This window comes from Acidovorax sp. GW821-FHT09B03, from assembly GCF_059418305.1.
Map to the genome: position 1 here is coordinate 84,523 of NZ_JBWKPP010000009.1, position 18,594 is coordinate 103,116.

Genomic DNA, 18,594 nt, shown 5'->3' on the forward strand with positions numbered 1-18,594 from the left:
TGTGCGGCCGTGAAAGAGGGGAGACGACGCATGGAACAACCCGAATTGTGGTTTGGCTGGTTCCGGCCAGACATCCTGGTGGAATACCGCGAGCTGTTCTTCAAGGGCGCGTGGATGACCCTGTGCATGACGGTGGTCTGCGTGCTGATGGGCGGCACCTGGGGCCTGGTGCTGGCCCTGGCGCGGCTGGCGCAGGCGCGCCATGCGCCGTGGAACTGGGTGTGCCGCTTTCTGCTGCGCTGGCCGTCCACGGTGTACGTGAGCTTTTTCCGCGGCACGCCGCTGTTCGTGCAGATTTTGCTCATGCACTTCGCGGTGATGCCGCTGTTCATCCACCCGGTATCGGGCCTGCTGGTGGACGGCGACCTGGCGCGAACGCTCAAGCAGGAGCATGGCGCGCTGATCTCGGGCATCGCTGCGCTCACGCTGAACTCTGCCGCGTACATCTCGGAGGTGTTCCGCGCGGGCATCCAGTCGATTTCGCGCGGCCAGTCCGACGCCGGGCGCTCGCTGGGACTCACCCCCCTGCAGGTGCTGCGCTACGTGGTGCTGCCCCAGGCCTTCAGGCGCATGCTGCCACCGCTGGGCAACAACATGATCGCGCTGCTCAAGGACACCTCGCTGGTCTCGGCCATCGGCCTGGCCGAGATGGCCTACGCCGCGCGCACCGTGGCGGGCGCCTATGCGCGCTACTGGGAGCCGTACCTGGCCATCTCGCTGGCCTACTGGTGCATGACGCTGGCCCTGACCACCCTGCTGCGCCGGCTGGAGCACCACATGGCGCGCAGCGACCGGGGTTAGCCCAACTCCGAGAAACGCTGCAGCGGGGTGAGGGCAGGGAAGTCCCCCGCGCGCTTTTGCTTCATCGCCGTGACCGACTCCTGCACGTGGCGGTTGCTCCAGATCGCGCCCTGCAGCCAGCCCATCTGGCGCAGGCTGTCTTCCACCGAGTGGTCACGCGCATAGTTCACGGCCTGCTTGGTGCCCCAGATGGCCACGGGGGGCTTGCTGGCGATCTCGCGGGCGCATTCCAGCGCGGCGGTCAGCATGGCCTCCTGCGTGTCGAAGACCTCGTTGACCAGGCCGTAACCCAGCGCTTTCTGGGCGGGCATGCGCCGGCCGGTGTAGGCCAGTTCTTTGACCACGCCCAGCGGCACCAGCTTGGGCAGGCGCTGCAGGGTGCCCACGTCGGCCACCATGCCGATGTTGATTTCCTGGATGCAGAAGAACGCGTCGGCCGTGGCGTAGCGGATGCAGGCCGCCGTCACCATGTCCACTGCACCGCCGATGCAGCCGCCGTGGATGGCCATGATCACCGGGATGCGCAGCTCCTCCAGCCGGGTGAAGGTGTGCTGCATGTCGGTCAGCAGGTCGAAGATGGCGGCGCGCCCCTCGGGGCTCTGGTCGTCCATGGTGATGGCACCGCCGAAGGTCTCCAGCGCCATGCCTGCGCTGAAGTGCTTGCCGGTGCTGCTGATGACCAGGGCCCGCGCCGCGCCCGCCTGGTGCAGGTGCACCAGCACCGCGTCCAGCTCGCGCCAGAACGTCGGGTGCATGGTGTTCATGGCCTCGGGCCGGTTCATCACCAGGTGGGCCACATGGCCGGTGGTGGTCAGGGAAAAGCAGGTGAGGGTGGGAGCAGTGTTCATGGGCGAACACTGTAGGCCGCACGCCCGCGCCGCCATCGTCGCGTGGGTGACTATGCGCGGGTTTTGCCCGAGCCCGCCCCGTGGCAGGTGGGGCAGGGCGGTGGCTCAGCCGTCGGTGGTTTCCGTGGCGTCGGCAATCTCGGGCACGGGCAGGCGGCTGGCCAGGATCTTGTCGATGGTCTTGCCGTCCATGTCCACCACCTCGAGCTTCCAGCCTTCCCATTCCACGGTGTCGGTCACCTTGGGCAGGCGACCGGTCAGCAGCATGATCATGCCGCTCAGGGTGTGGTAGCGGCCGCGCTCTTCCTCGGGCACGGCATCCAGGTTCAGCCGGTCCTTGAGTTCGGGCACGGGGATGTGGCCGTCCAGCAGCCAACTGCCGTCCTCGCGCTGCAGCGCCCACGAGGTCTCGGGGTCGCGCGGCTGGAATTCGCCGGTGATCGCCTCGATCAGGTCCTGCAGCGTGACGATGCCCTGCACCTCGCCGTACTCGTCGATCACGAAGGCCATGTGCACGTCCGACAGGCGGAAGTTGTCGAGCAGCTCCATGCCGGTGATGGTCTCGGGCACGTACAGCGCCGTCTGCAGCGGCTGGTCGGAGAGGCTGTGCGCCTTGTCGCGGATGGTGCGCGAGAGCCACTGGCGCGCGTTGAGCACACCGCGGATGTTGTCCATGCCGCCGCGCACCACCGGGAAGCGGGCGTGGTCCGATTCCTCGATGCGCTTGAGGTTCTCCTCGAACGTGAGGTCCAGGTCCAGGCAGACCACGTCGCCGCGCGGCACCATCAGCGAGCCGATCTGCCGGTCGTCCAGGCGGAACACGTTGCGCACCATGGTGTGCTCGTGCGATTCGATCACGCCGGCGGTCGTGCCTTCGACCAGCATGGCGTGGATCTCTTCCTCGGTCACCGGGCTGCCGCTGGTCTCCTTCACGCCCAACAGGCGCAGCAGCGTGCGCGTGGAGGTGGACAGCAGGATGACGAAGGGCTTGGTCGCCACCGCCAGGAAGTTGATGGGGCGCGAGACCAGGCGTGCAAAGGTTTCGGGGTGCGACTGGCCGATGCGCTTGGGCACGAGTTCGCCCACGACGATGGAGAAGTAGGTGATCAGCACCACCACCAGGCCCGTGGCGGCGTAACCACCATAGGGGGCGGGCACGCCCAGCGCGGCCAGCCACGCGGCCAGGGGAGCCGCCAGGGCGGCTTCGCCGACGATACCGTTGAGCACGCCGATCGACGTGATGCCGATCTGGATGGTGGAGAGAAAGCGGGTGGGGTCTTCGCCCAGCTTCACGGCGGCGGCGGCGCCGCTATCGCCCTCATCAATCAGCTTTTGCAGCCGTGCCCTGCGTGCAGTGACCAGAGCGATCTCTGACATGGCGAACAGCCCGTTCAAAAGGATGAGGGCGAACAGTATTGCGATTTCCATAGACAGGGGACACATGGTCCCCTTGAAGTTCAGAAGCTGTCCATTGTAGGGGTGTGGTTATTGCCGTGGTCCCAAACGGCTATTGGGGCCGCACTTCTCGTCAGTTGCCGGTCAGAACCAGCGGGCCTTCAGTCGCCCCCGCCACCACCGCAACCCCCGCCCCCGCAACTGCCCCCATCGCTCCCGCCATCGCTGGAACTGTCACTGCTGCTGCTGGAGTGGTCGGCCCCGCCGAAGTCACTCGAGCTGCCGCTGTGGCTGCCGTCGGCAAAGCTGGTGCCGCAGTAGGTGCCGCTGCCATCGCCGCCCGCAGCGTTCTTGGCCAGGATGCTGCTGCAGTCCGGCACGTAGGTGAAGCCGCCGGCAATCGCCATCTTGGCGTCCAGTGCAAACAGCAGGGGCAGCCGGCTCGGGGCCTTGGGGTTGATGGCCTCGTCCTTGCAGGCCCAGAACCAGGCGCGGCGCAGGCCGTCGTTGTTCCTGGCCTTGGCGCCCAGGGCTTCGGCAGGTGTGTGGTGCAGGAAGAAGCCCAGCGCGTTGTGGCACCAGGTCTTGTAGGCCTGGGTGTGCAGGATGAATTCGTGCCACAGCGCATCCACCGCCTTCGACGGCATGGCCACGAACTGCTTGCGGCTGCGCATGCAGGCCATGAAGAACTGGCGCAGCCCGCGCTCCACGAGCTCGCAGTCCTTCTGGGACAGGTGCGGGTAGGTTTCGCGCAGCTTGCGCTTGAGGTAGGCGGGCAGGCGCGCCTCGCGGATATAGCGCTCGCGCACTGTGCGTGTCCATTGCACCACGATGGCGGTGACCACCACCGTGCACACCAGGTAGGCGGCCCAGCGCCAGTTGGGCCGCAGCAGCCCCGCAAAGGCCGCCACGCCGGCCAGCACCCACACTGCAATCGCCAGTTGCACCACGTTGCCGCCGTAGCGCACCAGCAGCCTGTCGATCTTGCCCATCGGTTTCCCCCTTTGTTGTATGTCTGTTTTCCGGGGTTGTACCTCTTTTTCGAGGCTATGGGATGGCTTTTATCGATCCGTTGCCAGGTTTCACCCGCTTGAATCTGGCGTGGCCCAGGCCAGTGCCCCCGCGCAAGGGTCGCCCCGCCGCGCAGGCGGCGTATCCAGCGCTTGCGCTGGGGGCGTCCCCCTTCAAGGGGGAAGGCGCGAAGCGACTCAGGGGGTTACCTTTTCCTTCCACCGAAGACGCTGCCCAGCACGCCGCGCAGGATTTCCTTGCCCAGCGTGGTGCCCATGGTGCGCACGGCGGACTTGGCCATGGTCTGCGCCAGCCCATCGCGCTTGCCGCCGCGCGGGCCGGTGGAGCCAAAGAGCACGTCGTTGAGGCCACCGAGCAGGCCGCCGCCTTCCTCGGCAGGTGCCGCCACGGCGCCGCCCTTGCCGGCAGGGGCCTGGGCGGTGCCTGCATCGGCCGTGCGGCCCTTGAGCTTTTCGTAGGCCGATTCGCGGTCCACCACCTTTTCGTACACGCCCGCCACCAGCGAGCCGGCCATCAGCGCCTGGCGCTGCTGCGGCGTGATGGGGCCGAGCTGGCTGCCCGGCGGCAGCACGAACACACGCTCCGTCACGCTGGGTCGGCCCTTGGCGTCGAGAAAACTGATCAGCGCCTCGCCCACGGCCAGCTCGGTGATGGCGGTCTCGATATCCAGGCCCGGCTTTTGCCGCATGGTCGTGGCCGTGGCCTTCACGGCCTTCTGGTCACGCGGGGTGAAGGCGCGCAGCGCATGCTGCACGCGGTTGCCCAGCTGGGCGAGCACGCTGTCGGGGATGTCCAGCGGGTTCTGCGTCACGAAATACACGCCCACGCCCTTGGAGCGCACCAGGCGCACCACCAGCTCGATGCGCTCGACCAGCACCTTGGGCGCCTCGTTGAACAACAGGTGGGCCTCGTCGAAGAAGAACACCAGCTTGGGCTGCTCGGGGTCGCCGATCTCGGGCAACTGCTCGAACAGCTCGGACAGCATCCACAAGAGGAAAGTCGCGTACAGGCGCGGCGAATTCATGAGCTTGTCGGCCGCCAGGATGTTGATTACGCCGTGGCCGTCCACCGTCTGCATGAAGTCCTGGATGTCGAGCATGGGCTCGCCGAAGAACTGCGTGCCGCCCTGCTGCTCGATCTGCAGCAGCCCGCGCTGGATGGCGCCCACGCTGGCGGCGCTGACATTGCCGTACTCGGTCGTGAATTCCTTGCTGTTGTCACCCACATACTGCAGCATGGCGCGCAGGTCCTTGAGGTCCAGCAGCAGCATGCCGTTGTCGTCGGCGATCTTGAATACCAGGTTGAGCACACCCAATTGCGTCTCGTTGAGGTTGAGCATGCGCCCCAGCAGCAGCGGCCCCATGTCCGACACCGTGGCGCGCACCGGGTGGCCCTGCTCGCCGAACACGTCCCACAGCGTCGTCGGGCAGGCCAGCGGGGCGGGCAGCTCCAGGCCGCGCTCCTTGAGCGTGGCGGCCAGCTTGTCACCGATCTTGCCGGGCTGGCTGGCGCCCGTGAGGTCGCCCTTGACGTCGGCCATGAACACCGGCACGCCGATGCGCGAGAAGTTTTCGGCCAGGGTCTGCAGCGTCACCGTCTTGCCGGTGCCGGTGGCCCCGGTGATCAGCCCGTGGCGGTTGGCCAGCCCCGGGAGCAGGTGGCATTCGGTGGTGTCGTGCTTGGCTATCAGAAGTGGTTCGGCCATTTCGGGTTTCCTCGGGGATGCTGGGTTCGGCAAAAGTAAAATCGCGTGCAGTAGATTAAATCAAGACCAAAGGACTTACCGTGGCAGGACACAGTAAATGGGCGAATATCCAGCACCGCAAGGGGCGGCAGGATGAAAAACGCGGCAAGATCTGGACCCGCATCATTCGCGAAATCACCGTGGCGGCCCGTGCGGGCGGCGGGGACCTGTCTGCCAACCCCCGCCTGCGCCTGGCGGTGGACAAGGCCAAGGCGGCCAACATGCCGGCCGACCGCATCAAGTACAACATCGACAAGGCCACGGGCAATGCCGAGGGCCTGACCTACGAGGAAATTCGCTACGAAGGCTACGGCATCGGTGGCGTGGCCATCATGATCGACACCATGACCGACAACCGGGTGCGCACGGTCGCCGAAGTGCGCCATGCCTTCAGCAAGCACGGCGGCAGCATGGGCACCGAGGGGTCGGTTGTGTTCCAGTTCAAGCACTGCGGCCAGTTGATCTTTGCGCCGGGTACCGACGAGGACAAGGTCATGGAAGTGGCGCTGGAGGCTGGCGCCGAGGATGTGCTGACCGATGAGGACGGTGCCATCGAGGTGCTGACCGCACCGGCCGACTTCGAGGCCGTGAAGAACGCCCTGGAGGCCGCCGGCCTGGCGCCGGAGGTGTCCGAAGTCACCATGCGCGCCGAAAACACCATCGAGCTGGAGGGTGACGACGCTGTGCGGATGCAAAAATTGCTCGATATCCTGGAAGACCTGGACGATGCCCAGGAGATCTACCACAACGCTGCGCTCTGAGACGCTGCCACGATTGAATTCACAACATTGTCTCTGTAACGGTGCTTTGCACCCCCTGGAGACAGGTTCTAATAGGCCAGTATGAAGGTTCTTGTAATTGGTGGCGGCGGCCGTGAACACGCAATGGCCTGGAAACTGAGCCAGTCTCCCAAGGTCACGAAGGTGTATGTGGCGCCCGGCAACGGGGGCACGGCCTTGAACTCCAAGCTGGAGAACGTGGCCATCACCGACGTGCGCGAACTGCGCATCTGGGCGCAGGCCGAGAAGATCGCCCTGGCCGTCGTGGGCCCCGAGGCCCCGCTGGCCGCTGGCGTGGTCGATGAATTCCGCGCGCACGGCCTGCGCGTGTTCGGCCCCACGCAGGCGGCCGCGCAGCTCGAAAGCTCCAAGGCCTTCTCCAAGGCCTTTATGCGCCGCCACGGCATCCCCACGGCGGACTACGACACCTTCACCGACCCGGTGGCAGCCCACGCCTTCGTGGACCGCCTGGGCGCGCCCATCGTGATCAAGGCCGACGGCCTGGCAGCCGGCAAGGGCGTGGTCGTGGCCATGACGCTGAAAGAGGCGCACGATGCCGTCGATTTCATGCTGGTGGACAACAAGTACGGCGTGACCCACAACGAAGGCGGTGCCCGGGTGGTGATCGAGGCCTTCCTCGAAGGCGAGGAAGCCTCCTTCATCGTGCTGTGCGATGGCAAGAACGTGCTGGCCCTGGCCACCAGCCAGGACCACAAGCGCCTCAAGGACGGCGACGAAGGCCCCAACACCGGTGGCATGGGCGCCTATTCGCCCGCGCCCGTGGTCACGGCCGACGTGCATGCCCGCGCCATGCGCGAGATCATCCTGCCGACCATCCGCGGCATGGAAAAGGACGGCATTCCCTACACCGGCTTCCTGTACGCGGGCCTGATGATCGACGCCAAGGGCCAGCCCAAGACGCTCGAGTTCAACTGCCGCATGGGCGACCCCGAGACCCAGCCCATCCTGATGCGCCTGAAAAGCGACCTGGCCGACGTGCTGGGCGCCGGCGTGGACGGCAAGCTCGACCAGATCGAGCTGCAGTGGGACCGCCGCACCGCGCTGGGCGTGGTGATGGCTGCCCACGGCTACCCCGAGAACCCGCGCAAGGGCGACGTGATCACCGGCCTGCCGGCCGATGCGGACGATGCCGTGGCCTTCCATGCGGGCACGGCCCTCAAGGATGGTGTGGTCAGCGTGACGGGTGGCCGCGTGCTGTGCGTGACGGTGCTGGCCGACAGCGTCAAGCAGGCGCAGCAGCGCGCCTACGATGTGGCGCGGGGCATCCAGTTCGACGGCGCCCAGTACCGCCGCGACATCGGCTTTCGCGCCGTCAAGGCCTAAGAAGGTGTGAACGAACCCGCCATGCCCGCTCATGCCGCCAAAACACGCGCGCTCGTCGTTGCAAATGCTCGCCATAGCCCGAGCTATGGCTGTGCTTTGCGCCTAGATCGCACGCGTTTTGGCGGCCTGCTCGGACACGCCGGGTCCCTTCACACCTTCTGAGCGCACACCCATGCATATGACTGCCGGATCTGGGTTGATGCCCACGGATCTCCCTCTGAATGCCGCCGACACGGTGGCGCGGGTGCGCAGCTACCTGCAGGGACTGCAGTTGCGCATCACCGATGCGCTGGAGGCGGTGGAAGGCGAGGGCGGGGCCCGCTTCCTGGCCGATGCCTGGCGCAAGGAGCCCGGCGAGACCCTGCAGGGCGATGGCGTGACGCGCATCCTCGAGGGCGGCCGCGTGTTCGAGCGCGCAGGCTGCGGTTTCTCGCATGTGCGCGGGCCGCTGCTGCCGCCATCGGCCACCCAGCACCGGCCCGAGCTGGCGGGTGCGCCGTTCGAGGCCATGGGCGTGTCGCTGGTGTTCCACCCGCGCAATCCCTATGTGCCCACGGTACACATGAACGTGCGCATGATCGCCGCAGGCCACCCCGGGCAGCACCCGACCTGCTGGTTCGGCGGGGGCATGGACCTCACGCCGTACTACGGCTTCGAGGAGGATGCGGTGCATTTTCACCGCAGCTGCCGCGATGCGCTCGCGCCCTTTGGCGATGACAAATACCCGCGCTTCAAGCAGTGGTGCGATGAATACTTCTTTCTCAAGCACCGCAATGAGCAGCGCGGCGTGGGTGGCGTGTTCTTCGACGACTTCTCCGAGTTGGGCTTCGAGCAGAGCCTGGCCATGACGCAGTCGGTGGGCGATGCCTTCCTGTCCGCCTACCTGCCCATCGTCGAGAAGCGCCAGGGCATGCCCCATGGCGAGCGCGAGCGCGACTTTCAGCTCTACCGCCGCGGCCGCTATGTCGAGTTCAACCTGGTGTGGGACCGGGGCACGCATTTCGGCCTGCAATCGGGAGGGCGCACCGAGTCCATCCTGCTGTCCATGCCGCCGCTGGTGTCCTGGTCCTACCAGCGCCAGGAGGGCGCCGGTTCGCCTGAAGCAGCGCTGGCCGAGCGCTTCCTGGTGCGGCGCGACTGGCTTGCGGATACCGTCTGAAACGGCCGCTGTTCGCAAAAAGCTATAATTTCAATAGCTGCCCGCGCTTTTGGCGCCAGCAGCGAAGGGTTCCAACACCCTTTACCGCCTGAGCGCCACCGCGCAACACCCGAGGCCCAGCCCACTGGCTGCACGCCCGGTTGCGCGCTATATTGATTCCATTCCTCATAAATCACCGCCTGATGACCACATCCACCAAATCGGAAACCGCCGCCAAGAAAGACGTCACCAAACTCCAGCGCGCCATCGTCGATGGCCTGGAAGACGTCAAGGCGCAAGACATCCAGGTCTTCAACACCGAGCATCTCTCGCCGCTGTTTGAACGGGTCATCGTGGCATCGGGTACTTCCAACCGCCAGACCAAGGCGCTGGCCGCCAGCGTGCGCGACGCGGTGAAGGAAGCCGGGTTTTCCAAGCCCCGCATCGAAGGCGAAGACAACGGTGAGTGGATCATCGTGGACTGCGGTGCGGCCGTGGCCCACATCATGCAGCCCGCCATCCGCCAGTACTACCGCCTGGAAGAACTCTGGGGCGAGGTGCCCGTGCGCATGAAGCTGGGTGCGGCCAAGCCGGCATCCTCGGCAGCCACCGAGCTGGCCGAGAAGAAGTCGGCGCAGAAGGCTGCGAAGTCCGATGCCAAATCGGCCGCCAAGAGTGGTACCTCGGCCCGCCCCGCGGCCAAGAAGGCGGCAGCACCTGCCAAGTCGTCTGCCCGCCCCGCCGCCAAGTCTGCGGCCAAGCCGGCAGCCAAGGCCCCCGCAAAGGCACCGAGCCGCGCCCCGGCGAAGACCGGCACGGCCTCCAAGGCCGCACCGGCCAAGTCCGCCGTGAAGACCAGCCCTGCAGCCAAGAAGCCCGCCGCCACCAAGGCCCCGGTCAAGACCATCGTGGTCAAGCCATCCGTGCCGCGCAGCAAGGCCAATGCCGAGGCCGCCAAACCCGCTTCGCGCGGTGGTGCGCGGCCAGCCGCCAAGGCCCCCGCCAAAAGGGCACCGGGCCGCAAGTGAGTCGATGCAGGCGGGTTCCGGCCCGTCTCCCGCAATCTCCTGGCGCCTGAATTGCCATGAAACTGCTGATCGTGGCCGTGGGCCAGCGTGTGCCCGACTGGGCGCAGACCGCCTACGACGACTATGCCAAGCGCTTCCCGTTTGAGATCAAGGTCGAGCTCAAGGCGGTGAAGACCGAGCCGCGCGGCTCCAAGACGCTGGAGACGCTGTACGCCGCCGAGCGTGAGCGCATCGAGGCCGCCATCCCCCGCGGCACCCGCGTGGTGGCCCTCGACGAGCGCGGCACCAACCTCACCACCAAGGCACTGGCCGAGCGGCTCAAGGGCTGGCAATTGGGCGGGGACGACGTGGCCCTGGTCATCGGCGGGCCCGACGGGCTCGACCCGGCCTTTCGCCAGGCGGCGCACGAGCGCATCCGCCTGTCCGACCTGACCCTGCCGCACGCCATGGTGCGGGTGCTGCTCATCGAGCAGCTGTACCGCGCCTGGTCGGTGAACGCCGGCCATCCGTACCACCGCGAGTAGCGGCCCGGCGTGATTTGCTGCGCGCCTGCGCTGCAAAGGAGGTAGGCGGGGCCGGATCGATCACTCTTTCTTGGTTATCCTTGATCCCACCATGCCGGACTTCATCTACCTCGCCTCCCAAAGCCCCCGCCGCCGCCAATTGCTCGACCAGCTCGGCGTGCGCCATGAACTGCTGGTACCCAATGTGGACGGCGACATGGGCGAGGACGCCGAGGCCATCGAGGAAGTGCGCCCCGGCGAGGTGCCGACGGCCTATGTGCAGCGCGTGACCGGCCTCAAGCTCGACGCCGCCATGGCGCGCCGCGCACGCCGGGGCCTGCCCGAGGCGCCCATCCTGTGCTCCGACACCACGGTGGCCCTGGGCCGCGCCATCTACGGCAAGCCCGATGATGCCGCGCACGCCGCGCGCATGCTGGCCGAGCTGGCGGGCCGCACGCACCGCGTGCTCACGGCCGTGGCGCTGCAGATGGGCACGCGCCGCGTGGCGGCGCTGTCGGTGTCGCGCGTGACCTTCGCGGCGCTCACGCCGCAACAGGTCGATGACTACGTGGCCACCGGCGAGCCGCTGGGCAAGGCCGGTGCCTATGGCGTGCAGGGCCGCGCGGCGGCCTTCATTCCCCAACTGAGCGGCAGCTATTCGGGCATCATGGGGCTGCCCATGTACGAAACGGCGCAGCTGCTGCGCGCTGCCGGCTTCCCCGTCTGAAGAACCAACACAAAAACCGCTGACGACCATGCAACAAGACATCCTCATCAACTGGTCGCCGCAGGAGACACGCGTCGCCATCGTCGAGCACGGCGCCGTGCAGGAACTGCACATCGAGCGCACGCTGGAGCGCGGCCTGGTGGGCAACGTCTACCTGGGAAAGGTCTCACGCGTGCTGCCGGGCATGCAGTCGGCTTTCATCGACATCGGTCTGGAGCGTGCGGCCTTCCTGCACGTGGCCGACGTCTGGCAGCGCCAGCCCGACGGCGAGCCGCCCGCCTTCGCGCGCAAGGGCGAGCCGCAGGTGCCCATCGAAAAGCAGGTGTTCGAAGGCCAGTCGCTCATGGTGCAGGTCATCAAGGACCCCATCGGCACCAAGGGTGCGCGCCTGTCCACGCAGATCAGCATCGCCGGACGCCTGCTGGTGTTTCTGCCGCAGGACGACCATGTCGGCGTGTCGCAGAAGATCCCCTCGGCCGAGCGCGATGCGCTGCGCGCGCGCCTGCAGGCCCTGGTGGGCGACAAGTCCACGGGCGGTGGCGGCGGCTTCATCCTGCGCACCAATGGCGAGGATTCAACCGACGCCGAGCTGGCCGAGGACATCGCCTACCTGCGCAAGACCTGGGCACGCATCAAGGAGGCATCGCTCAAGCTGCCGCCCATGTCGCTGCTGCACCAGGACCTGGACCTGCTGCAGCGCGTGCTGCGCGACCTGGTGGGCGACCACACGCAGACCATCCGCCTCGATTCGCTGGAGCAGTTCCAGCGCCTGCGCGCCTTCGGGCAGGAATTCATGCCGGCCGCGGCGCCCAAGCTGCAGCACTACAAGGGCGAGCGCCCCATCTTCGACCTCTACTCCATCGACGAGGAAGTCGCCAAGGCCCTGGGCCGGCGCGTGGACCTGAAATCGGGCGGCTACCTGATCGTGGACCAGACCGAGGCGCTCACCACCATCGATGTGAACACCGGCGGCTACGTGGGGGCGCGCAATTTCGACGACACCATCTTCAAGACCAACCTGGAGGCCGCCCAGGCCATCGCCCGCCAGCTGCGCCTGCGCAACCTGGGCGGCATCATCATCGTGGACTTCATCGACATGGTGCAGGGCGGCCACCAGGAGGCCGTGCTCTCCGAATTCAAGAAGCAGCTGGCGCGCGACCGCGTGAAGACCATGGCCGGCGGCTTCTCGCAGCTGGGCCTGGTGGAGATGACGCGCAAGCGCACGCGCGAATCCCTGGCCCACATGCTGTGCGAGCCCTGCGAGGCCTGCCAGGGCAAGGGCAGCGTGAAGACCGCGCGCAGCGTCTGCTACGACATCCTGCGCGAGATCCTGCGCGAGGCACGCCAGTTCAACCCGCGCGAGTTCCGTGTGGTCGCCTCGGCACGCGTGGTGGAGCTGTTCCTCGACGAGGAAAGCCAGCACCTGGCGGGCCTGTCGGACTTCATCCGCAAGCCGATCTCGCTGCAGTCCGAAAGCGCGATGGGGCAGGAGCAGTACGACATCGTGCTGCTGTGAGGATGCACGCTGGCGCCAGTGCAGGGCGGCATTCGTTCTCGCCTCTTGACCTCGGGCCGGCTTGCCTGCTTGTGCAGGCATGCTGGCAGGTCTGCCGCCGGTAGTGGCCTTCCCCTGCCTTCAAGGAGATGGCGATGTCTGTCTGCATTCACCCGGAGTACCGCCCATGGCACTGATCGAACAACGCCTCGCGCAACTCGGGCTTTGCCTGCCGGCGCAGATCCAGCCTCCGCCGGGCGTCAGCTTGCCGTTCGCCTTCGTGCAGATTCAGGGGACGCGGGTGCTGTTCTCCGGCCATGGGCCGTTGAACGACGATGGTTCGATTGCCGAGCCGCTGGGCAAGCTGGGTCAGGATTTGACCGTCGAGCAGGGTTATGAGCAGGCGCGCAGGGTGGCGCTGTCGGTCCTGGGAAGCCTGAAGAGGGCGCTCGGCGACCTGGACCGGATCTCGGCCTGGACTCGCGTCTTCGGCATGGTGAACTGCACGCCCGACTTTGCGGCCCAGCCCGCGGTCATCAACGGTTTTTCGCACCTCATCCTGGAGCTGTATGGCGACGATCGCGGCATGCACACGCGCAGTGCGGTGGGCATGGCGGCGCTGCCGTTCAACATCCCGGTGGAGATCGAAGGGGAAGTGGCGCTCTACGGCTGAGGCCGGCCCTCTCGGCGCGGCCTGTGCGGGTGGTCTGGCCGACGTGCAGTGAATTAGGATGCGCTATCTGCCGCATCCCCTATGACCGAGCGCCTCTTTCTTCGCCTCGATGGCGACACCGTGCACGGGCCGGAAAGCACCGTGCCTGCCGATACGCTGCGCGCCTTTTCGGTGGGCGCGCGCCTGGCGCCCCATGTCTGCCAGATCCTGCGGTACCGCGAAACCTTTGCCGAGGGTGCCGGGGTGGCCGAGCGCGTGCTGCCCGATGGGGCCGTGCGCCTAGTGGTCCATCTGGAGGATGGCACGCCAGCAGGCCCGGCGGGTGAGTCCCAGGGCAGCGTGGCCATCGGTGCCGCCACGGCACCCGTGCTGCTGCGTTGGCGCGGTGGCAGCCGCATGCACAGCATCTCGATCGCGCTGCACCCCGGCGCCGCATCGGCCTTGCTCGGGTTGCCGGCCGGGGAACTGCAGGGCATGGCGGTGCCGCTGGAGGCGCTGTGGGGCAGGGACTTTGCCGAATTGCGCGAGCGCATGGCCGAGCAGCCGGACGATGAGGCACGGGTGGCCGTGCTGCAGGCCGCGCTGGCGCAACGCCTTGCGCGCGGCACCATGCCTGCAAACCCCTGCGCTGCGCAGGCCGCCGCCTTGCTGACGGCATCGGCAGGCCGGATGCACCCCTGGGAGGTGGCCCGTGCCGTGGGGGTGGGCGAGCGGCGCCTGCAGCAGATCTTCCGTGCCGAGGTGGGCATGTCGCCCAAGGCCTGGGGTCGGCTTGCGCGCCTGCATGCCTGCCTGCGCGCGCTGCGCGGCGGTCCCTCTGCGCCGCCGTGGGCCGCTCTGGCAGCCGATGGCGGTTTCTACGACCAGGCGCACCTGGCCAACGAGTTCCGCGTGCTCTGCGGGCTCTCGCCCACCGAGTTCCTGCAGCGCGGCGTTTCGCTTTCTTCCAAGACATAGACCGCTGCCGTCGGTACCGTGGCATCCATCGAAAGAAAAGGAGAACGCACCGCATGAACCCGACACACAACTCCCTGAGGGGAAAAGTCGCCCTCGTGGCGGGAGCCACCCGGGGTGCCGGTCGTGGCATTGCAGTGCAACTCGGCGCGGCAGGGGCCACGGTCTACGTGACCGGCCGCTCATCGGGCGCGCAGCGCTCCGAGATGGACCGGCCCGAGACCATCGAGGAGACCGCGGCGCTCGTGGACCAGGCCGGTGGCCAGGGCATTGCGGTGCGGGTGGACCACCTGGTGCAGGATGAGGTGCGCGCCCTGGTGGCACGCATCGAACGCGAGCAGGGCGCATTGCACCTGCTGGTAAACGACATCTTCGGCGCCACGCACGTCGAATGGAGCAAGACCGTGTGGGAGTCCGACCTGGACTATGGCCTGCGCACCCTGCGCCTGGCGGTGGACACGCATGCCATCACCAGCCATTTCGCGCTTCCGCTGCTGCTGAAGTCACCCGGCGGGCTGGTGGTGGAGGTCAATGACGGCACGGCCGAATACAACGGCACGCGCTACCGCAACTCCTTTTTCTACGACATCGCCAAGGCCGCGGTGCTGCGCATGGGCTTTGCGCTTGGGCACGAGCTCGCGCCGCACGGCGCCACCGCCGTGTCGCTGTCGCCTGGCTGGCTGCGCTCGGAGGCCATGCTGGAGGCCTTTGGCGTCACCGAGGCCACCTGGCGCGATGCGATCACCCGGGTGCCGGGCTTTGCGGTGGCCGAAAGCCCTGCTTATGTGGGCCGCGCCGTGGTGGCCCTGGCGCAGGACCCCGCGGTGGCGCGCTGGAATGGGCAGTCCTTGTCCAGCGGGCAGCTGGCGCGGGTCTATGGCTTCACGGACCTCGATGGCAGCCAGCCCGATGCCTGGGGCCACATGCTGGCCGAGGAGCGGGCGGGCAAGCCGGTGGATGTGGCGGGCTACCGATGACGGCTCGCAGGCCGCCCACAGGTCACAGCTTGCGCAGCCGCTCCAATGCAGCGCGCAGGGTGTCGTCCTTCTTGGCGAAGCAGAAACGCACCACGCGCTGGTCGAAGCCGTCGCCGTAGAAGGCCGACAGCGGAATCGCGGCCACGCCGATCTCGCGCGTGAGCCACTGGCAGAAGTCCGATTCATTGAGATCGCTCACGGCCGAGATGTCCACGCACTGGAAGTAGCTGCCCGTGCTGGGCAAGAGCTTCAGGCGCGAGCCGGCCAGGCCTTCGCGGAACAGGTCGCGCTTGGCCTGGTAGAAGGCGGGCAGCTGCAGGTAGGGGGCGGGGTCCTTGAGGTAGGTGGCCAGGCCGTACTGCACGGGGGTGTTCACCGTGAACACGTTGAACTGGTGCACCTTGCGGAACTCGGCCGTCAGCGCGGCGGGCGCGGCCACCGTGCCCACCTTCCAGCCCGTGACGTGGAAGGTCTTGCCGAAGCTCGAGACGATGAAGGCGCGCGCCGCAAGGCCCGCAAAGCGCGCAGCACTCTGGTGCTGGCCGCCGTCGAACACCATGTGCTCGTAGACCTCGTCGCTGATCAGCAGGATGTCGGTGGGGGCGAGCAGGTCCTGCAAGGCCTGCATGTCCTCGGCGCTCCAGACGGTGGCGCTGGGGTTGTGCGGGGTGTTGATAAGGATGGCACGCGTGCGTGGCGTGATGGCGGCGCTGATCTTGCCGAAGTCGGGCCGGAACGTGCCGGGCGTGAGCGGCACGCGCACCGCGCGGCCGCCGGCCAGCTCGATGTTGGGCACGTAGCTGTCGTAGCAGGGGTCGAGCACGATGACTTCATCGCCCGGGTGCACGATGGCCAGGATGGCGGTGATGATGGCCTGCGTGGCGCCCGCGGTGATGGTGATCTCGCTCGCCGGGTCGTAGCGGCGGCCATGCAGGGCCTCGATCTTGGCCGACACGGCCTCGCGCAGTGCGGGCACGCCGGTCATGGGCGGGTACTGGTTGTGGCCGGCCTGCATGGCGGCGGTGACGGCATCGACCAGCGCCGGGTCGCAGGCGAAGTCCGGAAAACCCTGGCCCAGGTTCACTGCGTTGTGCTCGGCGGCCAGCGCCGACATCACGGTGAAGATGGTGGTGCCCACCTGGGGCAGCTTGCTGGCAAGGGCAGGGGTGCGTGCGGTGTCGGTCGCGAGGGTCATTGGAAGGAATGAAAAGAGAAGAAAAACAGGGAATGGAGGGGGTAAGGAAACAGGACCTACGTGGCCCCTTTGCGGAAGATCACCACGTCGATGTCGCTCGGCGCGCCCCAGCGTACCAGCGGGTAGGCCGCCACGATGGACAGCCAGATCAACGGTGCCAGCCAGCGCAGGCCCGACTTCACATAGGCAATGCGTGCGTACAGGCCGCCCAGGTGGATGCTTGCCAGGTGGGCCGAGTCGACCAGGGTGAGGCCGTGCCGTGCACTCAACTGGGTGAGGTTGCGGGCATGGAAGTAGTGCAGGTGCGGCGAGGGCATGTCTTTTTGCCAGAGCCGGTCGAAGAAGGCACCCGCGCCGAAGCGGTGCAGCAGTTTGCTGGTGCGGTAGAAGATGCCGCGGCTGGAAGGCAGGTTCAGCACCAGCAGGCCCCCTGGGGCCAGCCGTGCCATGCACTGGGCCAGCAGGGTGTCGGAATGCGGAATGTGCTCGAACACGTCGTTGAAGACGATCACCTCGAACTGCTCGCCCTCGGCGAGCACATCGGGAAAGAAGCCCTCGCGCACCAGCGCACCGGTACGCTGCGCCTGCTCGCAGACGGCACGGTCCGGCTCCAGGCCCAGGGCGCTGAATCCCCGGCCTGCTGCGGCCTTCACGAACCAGCCATGGGCCGCACCCACGTCCAGCAAGCGGCTACCCGCAGGGGCGACGTGCTGGCCGATGCGGTCCAGCAGTTGGCGGAAGTTGAGCTCGCGCAGGCTCTTGAGGCCGGTGTCGCGCCGGGCTTCATCGACCTTCTGGTGCGATGCGGCCTGGTTGATCGCTGGCGCGAGCTGCGCGGACTCGTAGCCGCACAGGGCGCACACCTGGTGCCATTTCTCGAGTCCGGCGCGCAGAGCCTGGCCACAGCAGACACAAGGCGGTGCTGCCGAAGAAATAGCATCCATGGTGCCTCACCATCAGAGTTCGTAGTCGTTCACATGGCCACTCATCGCGCGGGCAATCAACTCGCGGCTCAGGCGGTCGCTCAGCAGTTCTGCGAATTTGTACACGAAATTGCGCAGGTAGGCTCCGCGCTTGAAGGCCACGCGCGCCACGCTCTGGCCGAACAGGTGGCCCACGGGGCGCACCACCAGGTCGCCCACGGGGTCGTCGCGCATGGCCATCTCGGCCACGATGCCGATGCCCAGGCCCAGGCGCACATAGGTCTTGATCACGTCCGAGTCGATGGCCTCGAGCGCGATGCGCGGCTGCAGACGGCGCGCGGCAAAGGCGTGGTCGATCTTGCCGCGGCCGGTGAACGAGGGGTGGTAGGTGATGAGCGCCTCGTGCGCGATGTCATCGAGGCCAATGCGTTCCTTTTGCGCCAGCGGGTGGCCGGGCGGCAGCACCAGCACGTGCTCCCACTCGTAGCAGGGCAGGGTGACGAGCTCGGGGTAGTCGGCCAGGGACTCGGTGGCCATGCCGATCTCGGCCACCTCGTCGATTACCATGCGCGCCACCTGGTCGGGTGTGGCCTGGTGCAGGCTGATGTTGACCTTGGGGTAGGCCTCGCGCAGGCGTGCCACGGGCACGGGCAGCACATAGCGGGCCTGGGTGTGGGTGGTGGCGATGCTCAGCGTGCCGTTGTCCTGGGCGCTGAACTGTTCGCCGATGCGCTTGAGGTTGCCCACCTCGCGCATGATGACCTCGATGCTCTTGAGCACATGCTGGCCGGGCTCGGTGATGCGCTTGAGGCGCTTGCCGTGGCGCGCGAAGATGTCAACGCCCAGCTCTTCTTCCAGCTCGATGATGGCCTTGGAGACGCCCGGCTGCGAGGTGTGCAGTGCCTTGGCGGCTTCGGTCAGGTTCAGGCCGCGCCGCGCGGCCTCCTGGACAAAGCGGAATTGGTGCAGATTCATATCTGATATCGCCTAAAGAATTGCATCATTATGCTGCAAGCATCTAAGAGATATGCGGCGAGG

The 18,594-nt window shown here is 67.1% G+C and carries 18 protein-coding genes; 11 read left to right on the forward strand and 7 right to left on the reverse strand.

Translation table 11 applies throughout. From position 1 onward, the window contains the following. Nucleotides 1–30 precede the first annotated feature (30 nt). Nucleotides 31–801: an amino acid ABC transporter permease gene (locus AC07PA_RS17535; RefSeq protein WP_145696499.1), complete on the forward strand. Its 771-nt coding sequence runs from the start codon at nucleotides 31–33 to the stop codon at nucleotides 799–801. Here the strand turns inward: AC07PA_RS17535 and AC07PA_RS17540 are convergent. From AC07PA_RS17540 to AC07PA_RS17555, 4 genes are all read right to left on the reverse strand, one after another. Next, the gene (locus tag AC07PA_RS17540) at nucleotides 798–1,649 is read right to left on the reverse strand and encodes an enoyl-CoA hydratase-related protein (protein WP_007858802.1); all 852 of its coding nucleotides are present in this window, start codon (nucleotides 1,647–1,649) and stop codon (nucleotides 798–800) included. The genes AC07PA_RS17535 and AC07PA_RS17540 overlap by 4 nt on opposite strands. Before the next feature lie 105 nt (nucleotides 1,650–1,754). Continuing rightward, entirely contained in the window at nucleotides 1,755–3,077 is a 1,323-nt protein-coding gene (locus tag AC07PA_RS17545; protein ID WP_007858800.1) for a hemolysin family protein, read from the reverse strand. Nucleotides 3,078–3,205: 128 nt separating this feature from the next. Further along, a complete protein-coding gene (locus AC07PA_RS17550; RefSeq protein ID WP_145696501.1) occupies nucleotides 3,206–4,036 on the reverse strand; it encodes a UCP032817 domain-containing protein in 831 nt (276 codons plus the stop codon). Between the two features lie 224 nt (nucleotides 4,037–4,260). Then, nucleotides 4,261–5,781, reverse strand: coding sequence for a helicase HerA-like C-terminal domain-containing protein (locus tag AC07PA_RS17555; RefSeq protein WP_494607473.1), 1,521 nt, complete (start codon nucleotides 5,779–5,781; stop codon nucleotides 4,261–4,263). Between the two features lie 80 nt (nucleotides 5,782–5,861). Between AC07PA_RS17555 and AC07PA_RS17560 the strand changes: the two genes are divergently transcribed. The 10 genes from AC07PA_RS17560 to AC07PA_RS17605 all read left to right on the forward strand — a co-directional run bounded on the left by AC07PA_RS17560 (nucleotide 5,862) and on the right by AC07PA_RS17605 (nucleotide 15,438). Further along, nucleotides 5,862–6,581, forward strand: a complete 720-nt coding sequence (locus AC07PA_RS17560) for a YebC/PmpR family DNA-binding transcriptional regulator (RefSeq protein ID WP_007858792.1) — start codon at nucleotides 5,862–5,864, stop codon at nucleotides 6,579–6,581. An 81-nt stretch (nucleotides 6,582–6,662) separates the two neighbouring features. Continuing rightward, nucleotides 6,663–7,943, forward strand: a complete 1,281-nt coding sequence (purD, locus tag AC07PA_RS17565) for a phosphoribosylamine--glycine ligase (protein ID WP_035205688.1) — start codon at nucleotides 6,663–6,665, stop codon at nucleotides 7,941–7,943. Between the two features lie 199 nt (nucleotides 7,944–8,142). Further along, complete coding sequence (gene hemF / locus AC07PA_RS17570) at nucleotides 8,143–9,102, forward strand: oxygen-dependent coproporphyrinogen oxidase (RefSeq protein ID WP_494607476.1); 960 nt, start codon at nucleotides 8,143–8,145, stop codon at nucleotides 9,100–9,102. 182 nt (nucleotides 9,103–9,284) lie between these two features. After that, the gene (gene rsfS, locus AC07PA_RS17575) at nucleotides 9,285–10,109 is read left to right on the forward strand and encodes a ribosome silencing factor (protein WP_494607478.1); all 825 of its coding nucleotides are present in this window, start codon (nucleotides 9,285–9,287) and stop codon (nucleotides 10,107–10,109) included. Nucleotides 10,110–10,165: 56 nt separating this feature from the next. Further along, a complete protein-coding gene (gene rlmH, locus AC07PA_RS17580) occupies nucleotides 10,166–10,633 on the forward strand; it encodes a 23S rRNA (pseudouridine(1915)-N(3))-methyltransferase RlmH (protein ID WP_322592278.1) in 468 nt (155 codons plus the stop codon). 91 nt (nucleotides 10,634–10,724) lie between these two features. Further along, nucleotides 10,725–11,339, forward strand: a complete 615-nt coding sequence (locus tag AC07PA_RS17585) for a Maf family protein (RefSeq protein WP_007858781.1) — start codon at nucleotides 10,725–10,727, stop codon at nucleotides 11,337–11,339. Nucleotides 11,340–11,367: 28 nt separating this feature from the next. Then, complete coding sequence (rng, locus tag AC07PA_RS17590; RefSeq protein ID WP_494607480.1) at nucleotides 11,368–12,855, forward strand: ribonuclease G; 1,488 nt, start codon at nucleotides 11,368–11,370, stop codon at nucleotides 12,853–12,855. Nucleotides 12,856–13,021: 166 nt separating this feature from the next. Continuing rightward, entirely contained in the window at nucleotides 13,022–13,507 is a 486-nt protein-coding gene (locus AC07PA_RS17595) for a RidA family protein (RefSeq protein WP_494607482.1), read from the forward strand. 81 nt (nucleotides 13,508–13,588) lie between these two features. Continuing rightward, entirely contained in the window at nucleotides 13,589–14,464 is an 876-nt protein-coding gene (locus tag AC07PA_RS17600; protein WP_494607484.1) for an AraC family transcriptional regulator, read from the forward strand. Between the two features lie 53 nt (nucleotides 14,465–14,517). Beyond that, complete coding sequence (locus AC07PA_RS17605) at nucleotides 14,518–15,438, forward strand: SDR family oxidoreductase (RefSeq protein WP_494607486.1); 921 nt, start codon at nucleotides 14,518–14,520, stop codon at nucleotides 15,436–15,438. Nucleotides 15,439–15,460: 22 nt separating this feature from the next. Here the strand turns inward: AC07PA_RS17605 and AC07PA_RS17610 are convergent, their stop codons facing one another. From AC07PA_RS17610 to AC07PA_RS17620, 3 genes are read right to left on the reverse strand one after another with little or no spacing between them, the layout of a single operon-like run. Further along, nucleotides 15,461–16,633, reverse strand: a complete 1,173-nt coding sequence (locus tag AC07PA_RS17610; RefSeq protein ID WP_007858768.1) for a pyridoxal phosphate-dependent aminotransferase — start codon at nucleotides 16,631–16,633, stop codon at nucleotides 15,461–15,463. A gap of 56 nt (nucleotides 16,634–16,689) precedes the next feature. Next, nucleotides 16,690–17,577, reverse strand: coding sequence for a class I SAM-dependent methyltransferase (locus AC07PA_RS17615; RefSeq protein WP_494607489.1), 888 nt, complete (start codon nucleotides 17,575–17,577; stop codon nucleotides 16,690–16,692). Between the two features lie 12 nt (nucleotides 17,578–17,589). Then, nucleotides 17,590–18,531 carry a CysB family HTH-type transcriptional regulator gene (locus AC07PA_RS17620; RefSeq protein ID WP_007858766.1) on the reverse strand — a complete coding sequence of 314 codons (942 nt, stop codon included), beginning with the start codon at nucleotides 18,529–18,531 and terminating at the stop codon, nucleotides 17,590–17,592. Nucleotides 18,532–18,594 lie beyond the last annotated feature (63 nt).

Excerpts from the sequence above, each read along its gene's own strand:
- AC07PA_RS17535 (WP_145696499.1), top strand. The coding sequence starts at position 31 with ATGGAACAACCCGAATTGTGGTTTGGCTGGTTCCGGCCAGACATCCTG.
- AC07PA_RS17540 (WP_007858802.1), bottom strand. The coding sequence starts at position 1,649 with ATGAACACTGCTCCCACCCTCACCTGCTTTTCCCTGACCACCACCGGC.
- AC07PA_RS17545 (WP_007858800.1), bottom strand. The coding sequence starts at position 3,077 with ATGGAAATCGCAATACTGTTCGCCCTCATCCTTTTGAACGGGCTGTTC.
- AC07PA_RS17550 (WP_145696501.1), bottom strand. The coding sequence starts at position 4,036 with ATGGGCAAGATCGACAGGCTGCTGGTGCGCTACGGCGGCAACGTGGTG.
- AC07PA_RS17555 (WP_494607473.1), bottom strand. The coding sequence starts at position 5,781 with ATGGCCGAACCACTTCTGATAGCCAAGCACGACACCACCGAATGCCAC.
- purD (WP_035205688.1), top strand. The coding sequence starts at position 6,663 with ATGAAGGTTCTTGTAATTGGTGGCGGCGGCCGTGAACACGCAATGGCC.
- hemF (WP_494607476.1), top strand. The coding sequence starts at position 8,143 with ATGCCCACGGATCTCCCTCTGAATGCCGCCGACACGGTGGCGCGGGTG.
- rsfS (WP_494607478.1), top strand. The coding sequence starts at position 9,285 with ATGACCACATCCACCAAATCGGAAACCGCCGCCAAGAAAGACGTCACC.
- rlmH (WP_322592278.1), top strand. The coding sequence starts at position 10,166 with ATGAAACTGCTGATCGTGGCCGTGGGCCAGCGTGTGCCCGACTGGGCG.
- AC07PA_RS17585 (WP_007858781.1), top strand. The coding sequence starts at position 10,725 with ATGCCGGACTTCATCTACCTCGCCTCCCAAAGCCCCCGCCGCCGCCAA.
- rng (WP_494607480.1), top strand. The coding sequence starts at position 11,368 with ATGCAACAAGACATCCTCATCAACTGGTCGCCGCAGGAGACACGCGTC.
- AC07PA_RS17595 (WP_494607482.1), top strand. The coding sequence starts at position 13,022 with ATGGCACTGATCGAACAACGCCTCGCGCAACTCGGGCTTTGCCTGCCG.
- AC07PA_RS17600 (WP_494607484.1), top strand. The coding sequence starts at position 13,589 with ATGACCGAGCGCCTCTTTCTTCGCCTCGATGGCGACACCGTGCACGGG.
- AC07PA_RS17605 (WP_494607486.1), top strand. The coding sequence starts at position 14,518 with ATGAACCCGACACACAACTCCCTGAGGGGAAAAGTCGCCCTCGTGGCG.
- AC07PA_RS17610 (WP_007858768.1), bottom strand. The coding sequence starts at position 16,633 with ATGACCCTCGCGACCGACACCGCACGCACCCCTGCCCTTGCCAGCAAG.
- AC07PA_RS17615 (WP_494607489.1), bottom strand. The coding sequence starts at position 17,577 with ATGGATGCTATTTCTTCGGCAGCACCGCCTTGTGTCTGCTGTGGCCAG.
- AC07PA_RS17620 (WP_007858766.1), bottom strand. The coding sequence starts at position 18,531 with ATGAATCTGCACCAATTCCGCTTTGTCCAGGAGGCCGCGCGGCGCGGC.